This window comes from Alteromonas mediterranea DE, assembly GCF_000020585.3.
GTDB classification, from domain to species: domain Bacteria; phylum Pseudomonadota; class Gammaproteobacteria; order Enterobacterales; family Alteromonadaceae; genus Alteromonas; species Alteromonas mediterranea.
Window position 1 is genome coordinate 715713 of sequence record NC_011138.3, and the last position, 16897, is coordinate 732609.

A 16897-nucleotide genomic window follows, 5' to 3' on the forward strand; every position below is an offset into this window, starting at 1 on the left:
ATTAACGCTAGTCTCTATCAATAGAAAGGGCGCCTGGGCGATAATGGCTAAACGGGATAGGGGTTTTAAAATGTAACCACTTTTCCAATGTTGGGTGAGTCAAGCTTAAACTTTCAGCGTGAAGTTGAAGGCGAGGGGCCATACTAAGCGCCTCGTCATGAGCATACAACCGGTCACCTAAGATTGGGTGGCCCAAGGCTAGCATGTGCACCCGTAGTTGGTGTGAGCGCCCTGTAATGGGATATAACGCCACTAAGGTATAGCGGCGCGCTGCATCGTCAGTGGCACGCTCAATGACTTCAAACCGCGTAATGGCTTTTTTGCCCCGTTCGAAGTCCACCATTTGTTTTGGTCTATTAGGCCAGTCGCAGATAAGGGGTAAGTCTACTTCGCCCGAATCTTCCTCTATATGGCCGTGAACCCGCGCGAAATAGCGTTTTTGGGTTAGCCGAAGCTCGAACTGCTTAGAGATATGGCGATGACTGTCTTTGTTAAGTGCCAGTACTAAAATACCCGAAGTGGCCATATCTAACCGGTGTACCACGGTAGCAGTGGGGTACACAGTGTTAACACGGCTAATCAGAGAGTCGCGGTGTTCTAGTGCTTTACCGGGAACACTCAATAGCCCGCTGGGTTTGTGTGCTACCACCATATCCTCATCCTGATACAAAATATCAAGATAAGGCGTCATTGGTGGGTTATAAACAAAGCTCGGGTTAGCCATTGCGTTGTGTCACTTATAAGTAGCCGTTAAGGGGGAGCGTTACGGATTGTTTACCACAATTCGCAACGCATCTAGCTGAACATCAGCTTCCTGAATTACCTTATCGAGGGCATTCATTTGCGTTTCAATGAACTCAATTTCACTGTCTCGCACCGCTGGATTGCGCTTTTGTAAGTCGCGTAAACGTTGAATTTCTTCGCCCAAGGTCAAGTGCATGGTATTCAACGCGTCGTGCTGCTTTTGATTGGCCTGCTGGTGGGCAAGCTTACGCGCCTTCTCAATAGCCAACTCAAGTGGCTGTTGCAGGGCTTTCAATAGCTGCGCTGAAATTTTACGTCCAATCTTACGTTTCACATCGAAGCTTAAGTCAGACGCATTTCCTTGTGCATCTAAGCATACGCGTACCGGCGTCTGCGGTAAGAAACGGCCAAGCTGCAACGCTTTTGGCGCTTGAGCATGAAGAACAAATAACGCCTCTATCCAGTATGCGCCTTTTGGCAGCGACGGCTCAGCAATAAAGCCCATGCTACTCTTGCCGTGAACATCCGTAAGGATAACGTCAATGGCGGTATGAACAAGAGGGTGGTCCCAGCTAAGAAACTGCACGTTCTCTAAGGTTGTTGCCACACGGCGCTTGTAGGTGACTGTCATTCCCTCAGGGTCAAGGCCAGGAAGCTGACTCACCATAGACTCGGTAGGCATAAGAATAAAGCAGTCGTTGCCTTTCTCTTCTTGCTGTACACCGATAGCGTCGAACACGCGGCCCATGAAGCGCGATAGATCTTGTTCGCTATCAAGGGTAACAATGTCTTCGAGTAACTGCTCTACGCGCCCTTCACCAGAGGCATTTAACTCTAGTAAGCGATCTCGTCCGGCCTCCAACTGCGCTACAAGCTGGCTGTTCAGCGTTACGCTCATATTGATAAGTTCATCACGAGCGCTTATATCATCGGGATGTAAGCATGCACCAACAAGCAACGGTTTAACGTCATCGAATACGCCAGAGCCTGTCGGGCAGGTTTTCTCAAATGCGTTTAGTCCTTCATGGTACCAATCTAACAACACATGCTGCGCGGTCTTAGCAAGATACGGTACGTGAATTTGTACTGTTTGCGTTTGGCCAATTCGATCGAGTCGACCAATGCGCTGTTCCAGTAAATCAGGTGTAATGGGTAAATCGAACAACACCAAATGGTGGGCAAACTGGAAGTTACGGCCTTCACTGCCAATTTCGCTACACAGTAGAATTTGTGCACCTTCTTCCTCGTCGGCAAAGTAGTGAGCAGCCTTGTCGCGCTCTACAATGCTCATACCTTCGTGGAATACGCTGTGTCGAATGCCTGATTGAGTGCGAATGACTTCACCTAGCTCTTGCGCAGTGCGAGCACTGGCACAAATAAGCAGTATTTTTTCAGGCTTAACGCTCTGCATGAAGTCAAGCAGCCATTCAACACGAGGGTCGTGTTTAGTCCAGCTATTTACCACGTTGGCCATTCGCTCGGGGTAAAGCGAGTAGGTCAGGTCGCCGCCGCTTACCGCATCTGCGTAGACTTCAGGCAACGCAAGTTCATAAGCGCTCAGTTTACGTTCAGGAAAGCCTTCAATATTAGCGCGACGGTTTCTAAACAGCATGCGGCCAGTGCCGTGACAGTCAATTAACTGGTGTAACAGCGCATGGCGGTTTTCTGGCGTGCTCAAATCGCCGGTGTGCTCCATGACATCAGGGGCGAACTCTGCCAATTTGGTACGTTGTTTGTCGTTAGGCTCTGCATCTGAAAGCAGTGGCGCGACGGCGTCGGCCAGCTGGCTATATTTCGACTCTTCTTCTAAAAAAGCGTTGTAACTATGAAAACGAGCAGGGTCAAGAAGACGCAGGCGAGCAAAGTGACTTTCGTGACCAAGCTGATCTGGGGTTGCCGTAAGCAGCAATACACCAGGCGTTAGGTTAGCTAAAGCTTCAACGCACTTATACTCAGCTGATTGCGCCTCGCTTGACCACGCCAAGTGATGAGCTTCATCCACAACCATCAAATCCCAGCTTGCGGCTTGAACTTGCTTTTGGCGCTTTTCACTTTGGCTTAAAAAGTCGATGCTACAAAGTACTAGCTGATCGTTTTCAAACGGATTCACTTCGCCAGCATCAGACGCTTCGCTTTCTTCTATCGCGTCGCAACGACTTTCATCGTAAATGGCAAAGGGTAGGTTTACTCTACGAAGCATCTCAACCAGCCATTGGTGTACTAATGAGTCAGGGACCAAAATAAGCACGCGTTCAGCGCGGCCCGTTTTAAGCTGCTGATGGATAATTAGCGCAGCTTCAATGGTTTTACCTAACCCTACTTCATCGGCAAGGAGTACGCGCGGCGCGTGTCTACCGCCGACTTCTGAAGCAATGTGAAGCTGATGAGGAATAAGAGAAATACGCGCGCCAGCTAGGCCGATAGTGCTAGAGCGAAGGTAGTCGTATTGATAGTCTAAAGCACGCTCTCGTAAATCGAACCACTTTGGGTTGTCGAGCTGCTGGCTGAACAAACGTCTTTCAGGTTGGTTTAGTTGAATATGGCTGTCTAGCATCGTCTCGGGCAAACGCACTTGCGCTTTGGTGTCTTCGCGAAGCCCGTGATAAATACACACCCCTTGGCTTTCTTCTTTTTCTGTAATGGTCATTTCCCAACCATCTTGGCTTTTTACTGTTTCGCCAATTTCAAAGATGAGTCGCGTTAGTGGAGCGTCTTGTTTGGTATATTTACGTGCTTCGCCAGTTGCGGGGTACAATACTTCAACTGAACGGAAATCGGTGCCCATAATCACACCTAAACCTAGCTCTGTTTCCGTGTTGCTTAACCAACGTTGACCAACTGAAAATTGACTATCTGAACTCATAAATCACCAACCTGTTTTTCGGGGGGGCGGTATTGTACGCATTGCGCTGTGATAAGTCATTAATACTAGACTATTGGTTGTCGTTTTTACTACATAGGCGTAGAGGGGGCGAATTTGCAACACGCATAAACACATCCATGTGGTTCTCAAATGGTCGTGTCTACTGCCAATGCATTTTATACAGGGCTTGTATGCCTTGTATCGCCTTTTTATCATCGTTGTTGGTTGCATTCTTTATGGCGTTAATAAGTTCGGGGGCGTTGTAAGGCTCAAGTAATGTTAAGAAAGTCGCTGTGCCAGGCGGCATGCCTATACTCGATAAGTAGAGTTGAGGTGATGTTAACAAGTGTCGGTTGATTGAATGGTAAATTATTTGACGATAGTAACGCACTTTTTGTTTTTATCTGCTATTTATCTAACACTTACTCCACAAAAGGAATTGCGTAGTGTCGCAGACAAGACGTTTTGTCTCTAGCTTTCGAGTCCCGCCGTTAATGCTACATTTAGCGACTGCAGCTCGCTGGCTATTTGTCACTGCCCTCATTATTAGCGAGCTGGCCTATGCGCGTCCTATCGTGCTTGCAACCTCGGAAGTTAGTCCCTTTAGTGACAGCAAAGACGTGTCGAAAGGATACGTAAATGAAGAGGTGGTAAAAGCTTTTGAAGAACTAGATGAGCAGCTTAACGTTGAGCGTTATCCTCATGCTAGGGCTCTGATGTTGGCGAAGAAGGGAACCGTCGATGGCGTATTTCCTGTTCACCATCATGAGCGCTTCACAGACGCATTTCTTTTATCTGATGCCATCCCTGCAGGAGCAAGTGGGTTCCTAATTAGGACGAAAGACTTCAAGGATAACAGTAGCCCCGACAACCTTGTTGAATGGCTTAAACGACAAAATTTACGAGGAATCGGGTATCTGAGGGGGACGACAGCCCCCAAATTCTTATCAAAAGAAACGTTTTTCAACCTGTATCCGGGTGCATCTACCGTTAACCTATTGGATTTACTTGGTAAAGGGCGAATTGATGTACTGTTTATTGATAAATACAGCGCAAAGGAGGCGTTAGTAAATGAACGGCCCAATTTAATTGGGAAGTTTAATTTTATCCCTGGTGCGGAGGTAGCTAGCACTTATCATCTCGCACTGTCTAAGCAGACACCTGGAGCCTCTCAGTTAATTGAAAAATTTAACTTAGCGTTACAGAAACAAAAACAAAGCAGATTATTAACGCTCACACTCGAGAAATATGGCGTCTATGACGCTTCACAGGGGGAAGAGGCATTAGTTGTCGGGGCGCCAGATATTAATGCCGTTTTTCAAGCTAAAGCATACTTAGATAAACACGATTCGCCTTTGCTGCACTCCAATATTCAATGGCGAATAATGGATGAAACCGTTTTGCGCCGTAGACTGCTAGGTGACTTTTCTGTTAACGAAAACAGCTTCGACTTGGTGTTAATCGGCAGCTATGGTCTTCCCATATGGGCTAAACGAGGCGTTCTACTTCCTTTCAAATCGCATCCCGCCGATTACGATATCGACGACATTATTCCTGCCGCTCTGCATGCAAACATTGTAGATGGACAGCTTTATGGATTGCCTTTTGTCGCTGAAACTACGCTTACTTTTTACCGAAAAGATCTGCTAGAAAAGTTTAGTTTAAGTCTACCCACCGTACTCACCTATAACGATATTAAGTCTCTTGCTAAACAAGTACATATACCTGAAAAAGAAGTCTATGGTATAGGGCTTAGAACGCGAGTGGGCTGGGGACAGAATATGGCATTAGTGAGCACCATGGCTAACACCTATGGCGGGGCGTGGTTAGACAACAACATGCAGCCCACACTGGATAGTAAGGCATGGTTTGATGCAGTCGGTATGTATGCTGAACTTGTTAGGCAATATGGGCCGCCTGATAATCATGATATGGGGTGGCAAGAGAATCAAGAGCTCTTTGCCCAAGGGAAATTAGCCTTTTTCGTTGACGCTTCTTCATTAGGCGGGGCTTTATTTGATGATCACTTTTCTAAAGTGACTCAATTTACCGGAGTAACCTATGCGCCGCTGGGTAAGCAACAGAAAGGGGCGCAATGGTTTTGGTCATGGAATTTTGCAATACCGAAACAATCTCGCTATGTAGAAGAGGCCCAGCTACTTGCGCATTTTTTAACGTCTAAAATCTTTATTAATTTACTTAAGAAAGCCCGCGGAGAATACGCGGCCCCGTCTGGTACTCGACACTCAACATATTCTAGCGATTATCTGCAAGCCGTACCTTATGCGGCTTTTGAACATCAAGCATTGAAGTTACTTTCAAGCGATAAACCAGGTAATGCCATGGTAGGCAAACAGTTTATCCCTATCCCAGAATTTACCGCTATCGGTTACGCCGTAGGGGCACAAATTAATGATGTGGTTACTGGGGGAAAAAGCGTAAAAGCGGCGCTAGAAGGAGCGCAAAGCCAGACTCAGATTATTTTGGAACGGGCAGGGTACTTCGCTGATAAAGAAGAATAGCGTGTTAGCAAAGTAGTTAGTATTACGAATGTGCGAGAAGTGCAAAGGCGAGTCACTCCACAAAATAAATATCAAAAAACAGTGCTAATTCTCAAAAACTGGATTATGGTGGAATTAAGGGTTCGCTATTTTACTAACGAACTCGCGAGGCAGAATGAGTAGTACTGCTTCTCAGTCGACGCGAGTAGGGGAAGAGGTCCTGTTTCGAGCGGCATTCTCCTACAACCGTAACTGCAGCTTGTTAGCGCGTGCGTTCATTAAAGAGCATAACGGCTAACCTGGCTTTATTTACCGGAGTGAAGGATGCCAAGAAAAAATTCTACCGAAACTAAGATTTACGTCCTCGATACTAATATTCTGCTTCACGAACCCCACGCTTTTCTCTCCTTTAAAGAACACGACGTTGTAATTCCAATGACTGTATTGGAAGAGCTCGACTACATCAAAGACAGCAAAAAAGACGTGGCGCGTGACGCACGGGTATCCATTCGCGCAATGGAGGACTTACTCCACGATGCAACGCCAGAAGATATGCTGGCTGGCGTATCTATGGATGGGTTAGGCGCGGGACAAACGGCACCCTCAGGCAGTTTATCTATTTTCGCCGACCTTAACATGGTTGAGTCTCAGCAGGTCTTTACCAGCAATGAGAATGACAATCGCATTATTAACGTAGCGCTGCATTTACAAAAGACGTTTGCGCCGCAAAAAGTGGTATTGGTGACCAAAGACTTAAACATGCGGCTTAAGGCGAAAGGGGCAGGCCTTGCTCATGTTGAAGATTATCGCACCGACCAACTCATTACCGACATCAAGTATCTATCCCGAGGCTTCCATACATTTGAAGGCAACTTTTGGGAAAGCGTAAAAAGTGTGGATAGTCGCACCGAAGGGCGAGACACCATTCATACTATTCCCAAATCTATGCTGCCAGAAGCGTATGTAAATGAGTTCTTGTTAGATGAAACCAAACAGTTCGCAGGCTTGGTGGAAGAAATTACCGACGATCATTTAGAGGTACTGGATTTAGGTTACGAACGCTTAATGGGCCGTCATGCGTGGGGAATTACGCCTAAAAATATCGGCCAGGCTATGGCGCTTCATGCGCTACTCGACCCGCACATTGATATGGTTATCCTTACCGGGCCTGCCGGTAGTGGTAAAACTCTCCTTGCGCTAGCTGCTGCCCTTGAAATGGTGGTAGAGCGAAACATGTACGATAAGATCATCGTAACGCGAAGCACGCCTGAAATTGCCGAATCTATTGGCTTTTTACCGGGAACCGAAGAGGAAAAAATGTTGCCCTGGTTGGCGGCTATCACCGACTCGCTTGAAGTGCTTCACAAACACGATGAGAATACCAAAGGCTCTATGAATTACATCATGGAAAAAGCCAACATTCAGTACAAGTCGGTGAACTTTATGCGAGGCCGAAGCATTCAAAATGCCATTGTGATTTTGGATGAGTCGCAAAACTTAACGGCGTCACAGCTTAAAACCATTATCACGCGCTGTGGTGAAGGCACTAAGCTCATTGTTGGGGGCAACCTAGCGCAGATAGACAGCAATTACCTAAGTGCTGTGACCTCGGGTTTGACCTATCTAGTTGAGAAATTTAAAGACTTCTCTGGCAGTGCCACCATTAACTTAGATGGGGTGGTAAGAAGCCGCTTGGCGAGTTTTGCCGAAGAAAACCTATAGCTTAAATGCGTACCGGTAATTCATAGGTTTATACCAAAAGCGCCTTGACTCATTTGAAGGCGCTTTTTCCCACTAAATTTCAATTAAAGGTATGACTTGCCCGCCTTTTGTGTAGGGCGTGAGTAAGCCGCTTTTAGTCCACCGCTTCTACTTGATAGCGACCTGTCACTATATAACGCTCAGTGTCTTCAGAGACTTGTCCAAATGGAATAAGGGCTGGGCCAGTGGGGTCGTAGAGGACGTAAGTCTCGCCGTCGTGGACTATGGTTCTATCATCTACCATAGGGGTGAGCGCTATGCCCAACAACGCGTGATTGGGCAGAAATACCATTATCATTTTCGTGGACGGTAAAAATGCGCGAACCATCGACGATGCCAGTACAGCCTTACTGTCACAGTCTCCGACATTTTGCATAAGTACGTTAATGGGTGGAGCATAGCCTGAACCATTACTTACCACTCTGTCTTCAAGTGTGTCATACGGAATACTTTGCAGCCAGCTTAGAATCAGCGAAAAGTACGCCCGTGAATCAGACTGTGCGTTGACCTTTTCGTAAAACGCTTGCGAGGCGGCGACCAGCGGTTTCACCGACTCGGCGGCATAGCGGGTATGGTCGGGTTTTATCGCCTTTTGATTGAACAACGTGGTGAAGCGCGTAAAGTAATGCTCATCTAAGTACGCGTTATACGCCTCTCGCTGGACGGCTTTAAGGTTGCTGAGTATGGCCTCGACCTTATCTTCATTCGCCCCTTTAACCTGTATATCAATAGAGTCGCGCTTTGGTATTATCTTAACGCGGGCCTCTTTGGGGTTAATTTTTTTGGCCTCTTCCATCAGCGCAACCGTTACGTAACGCTGGGCTATTTTGGGCCGATAGTTGGCTTGTTGAGTTGGTGCTGCTTTAATTGCGGTGTGAGGTAATTCGAAGGAAATAGATTGTCGAGTGCTATCCATATCTAGCCATTCATAGCTAAATAGTACGCCCGATTCACTCTGCGCCTTTTTGAATTTGAGTTGCTCGGCCCCTGCGGTGGTTGAGAAGAAAAGCCCAACCGATAGCCAATACAAGCCCACTAATAACACCCTATTGATGGCGCTTAATGGTGGGGAAGTAATTTTTCTAAACACTGTGCAGTACGCCTACTCATAACCAACGTCGTGTTACTGAGTATGCGTACCTTAGTAGAAAATACAAGGCTATCTGAAAAGCGGCTATCTCATTGGCCTACTCTTGAAACCAGTTTAGCTCATCGTGAAGGCCAACAACGCTACCTACAATTATAAGGGTAGGAGGCTGAAGCTGGGCTTTTTCTTGCTTAGCGACAATGTCTTCAAGCGTACCCGTTAACACCTGCTGCTTTTCAGTGGTGGCAGATTGCACAAGTGCGATTGGGGTAGAGGCATCTAGCCCTTGCTCTATCATCTTTTCGCAGATGATAGGCAAACCTGTTAAACCCATGTAAAACACTGCGGTTTGGTTTTTCTGTGCAAGAGCAGGCCAATTAAGGTCAATAGTGCCATTTCTTAAGTGGCCGGTGGCAAATACCACAGACTGTGCGTGATCTCTATGGGTAAGGGGAATGCCCGCATAGCTTGATGCACCGCTTGCTGCGGTAATTCCGGGTACAACTTGAAACTCAATGCCGTGCTGAATAAGGGTTTGAATTTCTTCACCACCGCGGCCGAAAATGAACGGATCGCCGCCTTTTAAACGCACCACGCGGTTACCTTTTTTCGCTTCGTCAACCATAAGTTGGTTAATATCATCTTGTGGGAGCGTGTGATTGCTTTTGGCTTTACCCACGTAAATTTTCTCGGCATCACGGCGCACCAGCTCAAGGATTTGTGGTGAAACCAGACGGTCGTAAACTACCACGTCGGCTTTCTGCATTAAGCGTAAGGCACGAAAGGTAAGCAAGTCTGGGTCGCCAGGGCCTGCACCCACAAGATAAACCTGACCTTCCACCTTTTTATCTTCGGCGGCCGCTTGCAGTGCCACATCAAACGCCTCATCGGCTTTCTTGTCTTGGCCCTTTTCAACCATTTCAGCAATGTCGCCGTCAAGTACGTCTTCCCAGAAGTAGCGTCTTGCGGTTACCCCGTTAAGGGTTTGCTTTACTTTTTCGCGAAATTTCTCAGAAAACGCACCTAGTCGACTTAAATTAGCGGGAAGTACCGTCTCTAACTTTTGACGTAAATAACGCAGTAAAACAGGCGCAACGCCACCACTGCTCATGGCTATAATAATGGGCGAGCGGTCGACAATAGAGGGGGTGATAAACTGGCAAAGTGGCGTATTATCTACCACATTCACCAGCACTTTGTTAGCGCGTGCAAGGTCGTGGATATACTGATTCACATCGCCTTTATCGGTGGCAATGAAGACCATGTCCTTGTCTGACAGGTCAGTGTCTTGAAACTCACGTTCAATGAGCGTTACTTTCTCGTTGTTAGCAAGCAGCTTAACCGTATCGCAAACCCAAGGTGCCACCACGGTAACGGTGGCTGGGGTCTTCATAATAAGCTCTAGCTTACGGGCTGCAACTTCACCCGCCCCTACAATAAGGACGTTAAGTTTTCTGGCATCAAGGAATAACGGAAAGTAATCCATAGCGGTTTTCTTAGCTTCAAATACAAAAAAAGAACTGACACTATTTTGCGCCAATTCTTTTTAATTAGAAAACAACGAAAACAGCCTTCATATTGCAATTAGTTATATAAAGGCTGGAAGTGTTGCTATTTAGTTCTTACGTTTACGGTTTTCACGGTTGCCTCTAGGTGCACGATCACCTTTGTCACCGCGGCTTCCACGACCGTCGCGCTTAGGTGGCGTGTCTGACCATTCACGAATGTTCAATCGCTGACCTGCTACGCGTGTGCCCGAAAGGGTGTCACGGGTTTCTTTTGGCATACCGTCAGGTAAATCAACAGTACTGAAGTTATCATAAATCTCGATAGCGCCAATGTGCTTCGAGTTTATGTTTGCTTCGTTCGCAATAGCGCCAACGATGTTGCCAGGCTTAGCGCCGTGAACATGACCTACTTCAATACGGAAGCGCTGCATGCCTTCTTCTGGCTTGCGGTTACCACGTGGTACTCTTGGCTTTCTTTCGCGGCCATCACGACCATCGCGAGAGTTTCTATCACGATTATCGCGTGGAGGCTTGCTGTTGATGTCTGGTCGATCTGATTCTTTAAGAATTAACGGCTCGTCGCCTTGCGCAATTTTAAGTAGCGCAGCCATGATGGTTTCAGGCGATGCTTCGTTTTCTTCTTTAATCATCTCAACAATAGGCATTAATGATTCAATGCTATCGTCTTGCGTTGCTTCGGCAACCGACTGTTTGAAACGGCTTAAGCGTGTCTCATTGATTTCGCTGATTGAAGGAATAGGCATCGCTTCAATAGGCTGTTTAGTGGTTTTCTCGATAGAGAACAACAAGCGCTTTTCGCGGTGAGAAATAAATAGGATTGCATCACCTTGACGACCAGCACGACCGGTACGACCAATACGGTGTACGTAAGACTCACTGTCATACGGGATATCGTAGTTGATAACGTGGCTTACACGCTCAACGTCAAGACCTCGGGCTACTACGTCAGTAGCTACAAGAATGTCGATTTTACCCTGTTTAAGCTTTTCAACAGTACGCTCACGGGCTGCCTGAGGAATATCACCGTTTAGTGGTTCTACATCGTAACCACGGGCAGATAGCTTATCGGCAAGTTCCACGGTAGCGGTTTTCGTGCGTACGAAAATAATCATACCGTCGAACACTTCCACTTCCATGATGCGGGTTAGCGCTTCAAGTTTGTGGTGCGGTGCGATTTGGCAGTAACGCTGGCGAATGGTGCTGGCAGTGCTTACCTTAGACGCAATTTTGACGTGCTTAGGATCTTTCAAATAGCGCTGGGTAATCTTCTTGATTGGGCCAGGCATGGTTGCCGAGAACAGCGCAGTTTGGCGCTCTTCTGGCGCGTGGCTAAGAATAAGCTCAACGTCATCGATAAAGCCCATGCGAAGCATTTCATCTGCTTCATCTAGCACTAAATACTTAAGTTCGCTTAAGTCTAGTGTTTTGCGCTTGATATGGTCGATGATACGCCCTGGTGTACCAACAACCACTTGCACGCCGCGCTTAAGCTGGCGAATTTGGTTGTCGTACGACTGGCCGCCGTATACGGGAAGTACTTTAATTTTTTGACTAAAGCTCGCATAAACCTGAAACGCCTCTGCAACCTGAATTGCTAATTCACGGGTTGGGGCCAATACCAGTAATTGCGGCTTACGTTGCTCAGGATCGATATTTGCCAACATGGGCAGGGCAAACGCAGCGGTTTTTCCTGTCCCTGTCTGTGCCTGACCGAGTAAGTCGTGTCCTTCAAGTAAAAGAGGAATACTCTCAGCTTGAATAGGAGACGGTTTCTCGTAGCCAACTTTTTCAAGGGCTTGTAAGATTGGTTCTGGTAAATTGAGGTCTTTAAATGTCATGTCGACAGTTGTTGTCATTAAGGGTCCTGGTGCATTAAGTAAGGAGGGTGCGGCATACGACTAAACCGTACTTTTTCGGTTTATTATCGCAAGACGCTATACAGCGTTGAACTGGCCTGTCCGGCGAGTTAATGAAGCGTATTCTTAGCGTATTTCGCGATATGCTTGCCAGCAGTGTTGCAAAAAACAGTATTATATTCGAATAATGGACAGGTTGCCACGAAATTGCATAAATTTGACGAAATAATAAGCAGTGCGGTGAGCGTTTTTTTACAATGTGCAGCAATGTGACAATAAAAATTTGAGGAAGGGCAAGGAATTACAATGACAAAGCATAAAACAAATAAATTAATTAAACGTACAACGTTAGCGGTTATGTTGACCAGTGCGCTTTTGTCAGGGTGTAGCGAAAAGTCGATGGAAAGCCACTTGGCAGATGCGAGAAACTATGTTTCTCAGCAGCAAGTTGATGCAGCCATTGTTGAGTACAAAAATGCAATTCAAAAAGGGCCTAATGCTGCTGAGCCACGCTTCGAGTTAGGCAAGCTTTATTTACAAAAGAACAACTTTGCCGCGGCAGAAAAAGAATTAAACAAAGCCATGGAGCTTGGTTATCCCGTAAGTCAAGTTATCCCTCTTTTATCTGTCGCTTATCAGCAATCAGGAGCAGAAAATGCCCTTGCTGAAGTGGATTACCGCGCAGAAGGTATGACTGCGGTAGAGTCAGCGGAAGTCGGGTTTTACAAGCTTCAGGCGCTTATGCAATTAGGTAAGACCGAAGAGGCACAAACGTTAATAGCCGATCTTTCTACGCTAGATACAAGCTCGGTATACAAGGGGCTAATCGATAGCTATACGTTTGTTTTAGACAATGACATGGAAGGCGCGTTAGCAGCAACTGAAGCGCTGCGCGAACAAGCACCAACCAATAAAGACGTACTTCAGCAGTTAGCAAAAATCTATCTGCAAAGTGGTGAGCCAGCAAAAGCCGCTGAAGTCTATGGCGTTTACGTGAGTCATTACCCTGATGATGTTACCAGTAAGTTTGCCTATGCTTCGCTGCTCATTGAAATAAGAGAACTCGATAAAGCAGAGCCCATTGTAGATGATTTGCTAACGCTTAATGAGAATCATCCTTTACTCAATACGTTTAAAGGCATTATTGAGTCGGCCAATGAAAACTATGCCAATGCTTTAGAGTACTTGGAAATTGCGGTGCAAAACGGCAGAAGCGACCAAGTTGTTAGATTGGTCGCTGGGTTTAGTGCATATCAAATTCAAGATTTTGAGGCAGCTCAGCGTCACTTAACCATGGTGGCATCCAGCTTACCTGATAATCATCCCGGCCTGCGTATGTTAGCAGACAGCATGCTTCAGCTTGGTGAAAATGATGAAGCGCTAGAAGTATTGGCGCGGGTGGAAGGTGAGCAAGGCGTAGACGCGGCACTTTTCTCAAAGGCGAGCTATCAGTTACTTAAAGATGGTAACGTGGTAGGTGCTAAGCAAATGGTAGCAAAGTCTGAGGCGGTAAGTACTACGGCTGATGATTTATCTCGTTTAGGTGTGCTTCAGCTTTCACTTAACGACATTGATGGTCTGGTTAATTTGGAAGAAGCGGTAGAAAAAGCGCCTGAGTCAGTGACATCTCAAGCGACCTTGCTACGCGCTTACATTGCCACCAATCAACTTGATAAAGCCAAGACTGCGGCAAAAGACTGGCACGAACAATCGCCAGAAACTGCTGCGCCACTTATCTACCTAGGTAATATTGCTACTGCTGAAGGTGCGTATCAAGATGCCGCCCAATACCTCGACAAAGCAAGTGAACTTAGTGATGCGGGCAATGAAGTAACGTATTCACGGGCTAAGCTATTGGTAGCAGAAGGCAAAAAAGATAATGCCATGGCGTTCATTCGCGCATTTGTTGATAAGAACCCTGCCGACGTACAAGCGCTAGCGCTGTGGTTTGCATTAGCCGTTGAAAAAGGCAATGGCGATGAGGTTATCGCGCATGCCCAAACGCAGTTTAATGGCAACAAAGATCAGCTTAATTTACGGCTTTTACTCGCAAGAATGTATTCCCTTAACAATCAGCTTGATAAAACAGTCTCGCTTTTAGCCGACGTAAAAGGCGACGAGTCATCACCGCAGGCGTTTTGGAACTTAAAAGGGCAGTCGCTTATTGCGACTAATAATGTAAAAGAAGCGACCGCATTTTTCGATCATTGGTTATCCCTTTACCCTCAGGATAAAAACGCGGTACTGGGCAAACTGCTTATCGTTGATTCACAAAAGCAGTTTAAGCAAGGGCTAGCGTTAACCAACAAGGTGCTAGCAAAACGCCCAGACGCACAATTAACGCTTTTAAAAGCGTATTTCCATAGCCGTTTGGGTCAGGCACAGCCTGCGTGGGAGATCATTAACAACACCGCGGATGATGTTAAAACGCTGCCGTTTGTTAGAGGGGTTATTGCTCGTTTACACCTTATCGAGAAAGCGCCAGAGCAGGCGGTAGACCATGCTAAAGCGGCTTATGATGCCACACCTAATTCAGACAATGCCTTACTTCTCGTGGCTGCACTAGAAATGTCTGGGAAAAAAGAGCAGGCCTTTAGTTTTCTACAAAAGCATGTAAAGGCGCATAACAACGATGTTCAAAGCGCCATGCTGTTAGCTGAGCGACAAATTCGCAACGACAGAGACAGCGCAATTGAAACCTATGAGCAGGTGTTAACACAAACGCCGGACAACTTTGTTGTGCTCAACAACTTAGCTTATTTGGCGTTTGAAGATAACGACTTAGCCCGTGCGGAAACACTTGCCAAAAAAGCGGTATCACTACAGCGCGAGAATGCCGATGCGGTCGATACACTGGCCCAAATACATATTGCGAAAGGTGAAAAAGAGGCAGCACTGGCACTCTATGAGCAAATTTCTGCGGGGCCGATTGCAAACGATGAAGTCTATCTTAATCACGTAGCCTTGCTGCTTGAATTAGACAAAGACGCTTTGGCTAAACGCAGGCTAGCAAGTAGAGAGTTTACAACTGAGGCTGCAAAACAAAGGGTGGAAGCGCTTAAAACGCAGTACGGCTTGTAAGGCGTACCTGCCAGCACCGGGTGCTAAACAGGTTTAGCCGAGGTTAAGTGAATTAGCAGAGCAATGCTGCTTTGCCGCTTACTCCAAACTTTATAAAACAAAGGCCACTCACAGTGGCCTTTGTTATTTTTGGGGCGTTTCTAGAAGCGCGCGAGAGTGCCGTTTGAGTTATCAAAAACGGTGTAGAGGTTTAATCAGAGGTGTTTGTTTCACCTTTTACCGCTTGCGCTGACACCTGGGCCTTAAGCTCGCGTAATTCCTTCATAACGTCGTGCAACGTTGGCTCAACATGCCCTTGTGCCATTTGCTCCTCTAGCAGCGCTGCTTCTTTCTCTGCGCGGGCTTTTTCGTTTTCCCTTTCCATTACGTTTACTACAATGCCAATCACCATATTTAAGAACGCAAACGCCGTGAAAAAGATAAAGGTGAGGTAGAAGATCCAGCTTAGTGAATACACTTCCTGGGTTTCATACATCACGTCTGTCCAATCCTCGAATGTCATTATTCTAAAGAGCGTTAACATTGAGATGGTAATGTCGCCCCACAGCACGGGATTAATGTTTTCAAATAACGTACTGCCTACCGCTGCGTATATGTAAAAAATGATAAACATCAGCAGCATGACATAAGCCAACTGAGGCAAAGCTTTTACTAAAGAAACAAGCAATATTCTAAGCTCTGGAATAATTGAAATCATACGAAGTACGCGGAATACACGTACCAAACGGGCTATCAATGCCAATTCCGTATCGTCAGCTGGAATAAGACTTATAACCACAATAAGCGTATCGAACCAGTTCCAAAAGCTTCTGAAAAAAAAGCGTTTTTGCTTTTCAGCTAAAAAACGAATAGTGAGTTCAGTTAAAAAGAACGCGCTAATGAACCAGTCTAAGAACAACGTGACTGAAGCCATCCCTGAAGGCAGTTCGTAAGTTTTAGCCCCCACCAGCAGTGCCGAAATAACGATGACACTGATGACAAAGGCTTCAAACCATTTATTGGCGCGGATTCGTTCAAATTTATTTTGAAGTTCAGAGGCTTGCATTTTTAATTATCACTCAAGGAAAAATCAATAAACCAATTGGCTTGTGGTAAACCTTATTGGCGTTATACTAAAGTTGCTATGCGCACATTTATTGCGACATAAATGTAGGGGCAGTCAGCGCGAATTAAAACCTGTATCCCTACATAAAAGGTAAAACTGTAACGTAAAAAGCTAGGTCATTTACTATATAGGTAAGAAACAAAAGGGCATAATCATGGATGATGAGTTAAGACTGTTGCAAGCAAAATTACACGCCGTGTCCGTACGTTTATCTAATTTTGTATTGACGAAGCAAAACGCTCAAGCCTTGTGTAATGAGTATCGACAGCTTCTAGGTGCCCTGCAAAAGTTCACGCCGGCCAAATAACCCTCACGCTTTTCTTTACTACAAACTAGGCGGCGCACAAAAAAGGGCAGCGCTGCGCTACCC

General features: G+C 46.3%; 10 protein-coding genes. 4 read left to right on the plus strand and 6 right to left on the minus strand.

The features are described from left to right. Positions 1-7: 7 nt before the first annotated feature. Both rluA and rapA read right to left on the minus strand, forming a co-directional pair. Entirely contained in the window at positions 8-724 is a 717-nt protein-coding gene (gene rluA, locus MADE_RS03355) for a bifunctional tRNA pseudouridine(32) synthase/23S rRNA pseudouridine(746) synthase RluA (protein ID WP_012517200.1), read from the minus strand. Between the two features lie 39 nt (positions 725-763). Next, positions 764-3607, minus strand: a complete 2844-nt coding sequence (gene rapA, locus MADE_RS03360; protein WP_012517201.1) for an RNA polymerase-associated protein RapA — start codon at positions 3605-3607, stop codon at positions 764-766. A 446-nt stretch (positions 3608-4053) separates the two neighbouring features. Here rapA and MADE_RS03365 point away from each other — a divergent pair, with 446 nt between their 5' ends. Both MADE_RS03365 and MADE_RS03370 read left to right on the plus strand, forming a co-directional pair. Further along, a complete protein-coding gene (locus tag MADE_RS03365; RefSeq protein ID WP_041912749.1) occupies positions 4054-6129 on the plus strand; it encodes an extracellular solute-binding protein in 2076 nt (691 codons plus the stop codon). A gap of 303 nt (positions 6130-6432) precedes the next feature. Then, a complete protein-coding gene (locus MADE_RS03370) occupies positions 6433-7830 on the plus strand; it encodes a PhoH family protein (protein ID WP_012517204.1) in 1398 nt (465 codons plus the stop codon). A 133-nt stretch (positions 7831-7963) separates the two neighbouring features. Here MADE_RS03370 and MADE_RS03375 read toward each other — a convergent pair whose 3' ends face one another. The 3 genes from MADE_RS03375 to MADE_RS03385 all read right to left on the minus strand — a co-directional run bounded on the left by MADE_RS03375 (position 7964) and on the right by MADE_RS03385 (position 12341). Then, positions 7964-8959 carry a hypothetical protein gene (locus tag MADE_RS03375; RefSeq protein WP_232363096.1) on the minus strand — a complete coding sequence of 332 codons (996 nt, stop codon included), beginning with the start codon at positions 8957-8959 and terminating at the stop codon, positions 7964-7966. A 97-nt stretch (positions 8960-9056) separates the two neighbouring features. Further along, positions 9057-10442, minus strand: coding sequence for a siroheme synthase CysG (gene cysG, locus MADE_RS03380; protein ID WP_012517206.1), 1386 nt, complete (start codon positions 10440-10442; stop codon positions 9057-9059). Between the two features lie 129 nt (positions 10443-10571). Next, positions 10572-12341 (minus strand): DEAD/DEAH box helicase, encoded by a 1770-nt coding sequence (locus MADE_RS03385; RefSeq protein ID WP_012517207.1) that lies wholly within the window; start codon positions 12339-12341, stop codon positions 10572-10574. Positions 12342-12647: 306 nt separating this feature from the next. Here MADE_RS03385 and prsT point away from each other — a divergent pair, with 306 nt between their 5' ends. Beyond that, complete coding sequence (prsT, locus tag MADE_RS03390; protein ID WP_012517208.1) at positions 12648-15422, plus strand: XrtA/PEP-CTERM system TPR-repeat protein PrsT; 2775 nt, start codon at positions 12648-12650, stop codon at positions 15420-15422. A gap of 190 nt (positions 15423-15612) precedes the next feature. On the opposite strand, the gene MADE_RS03395 is transcribed toward prsT, so the two are convergent. After that, complete coding sequence (locus MADE_RS03395) at positions 15613-16467, minus strand: ion transporter (RefSeq protein WP_012517209.1); 855 nt, start codon at positions 16465-16467, stop codon at positions 15613-15615. A gap of 214 nt (positions 16468-16681) precedes the next feature. Here MADE_RS03395 and MADE_RS20655 point away from each other — a divergent pair, with 214 nt between their 5' ends. Further along, a complete protein-coding gene (locus MADE_RS20655; RefSeq protein WP_012517210.1) occupies positions 16682-16834 on the plus strand; it encodes a hypothetical protein in 153 nt (50 codons plus the stop codon). The last annotated feature ends 63 nt before the right edge of the window (positions 16835-16897 follow it).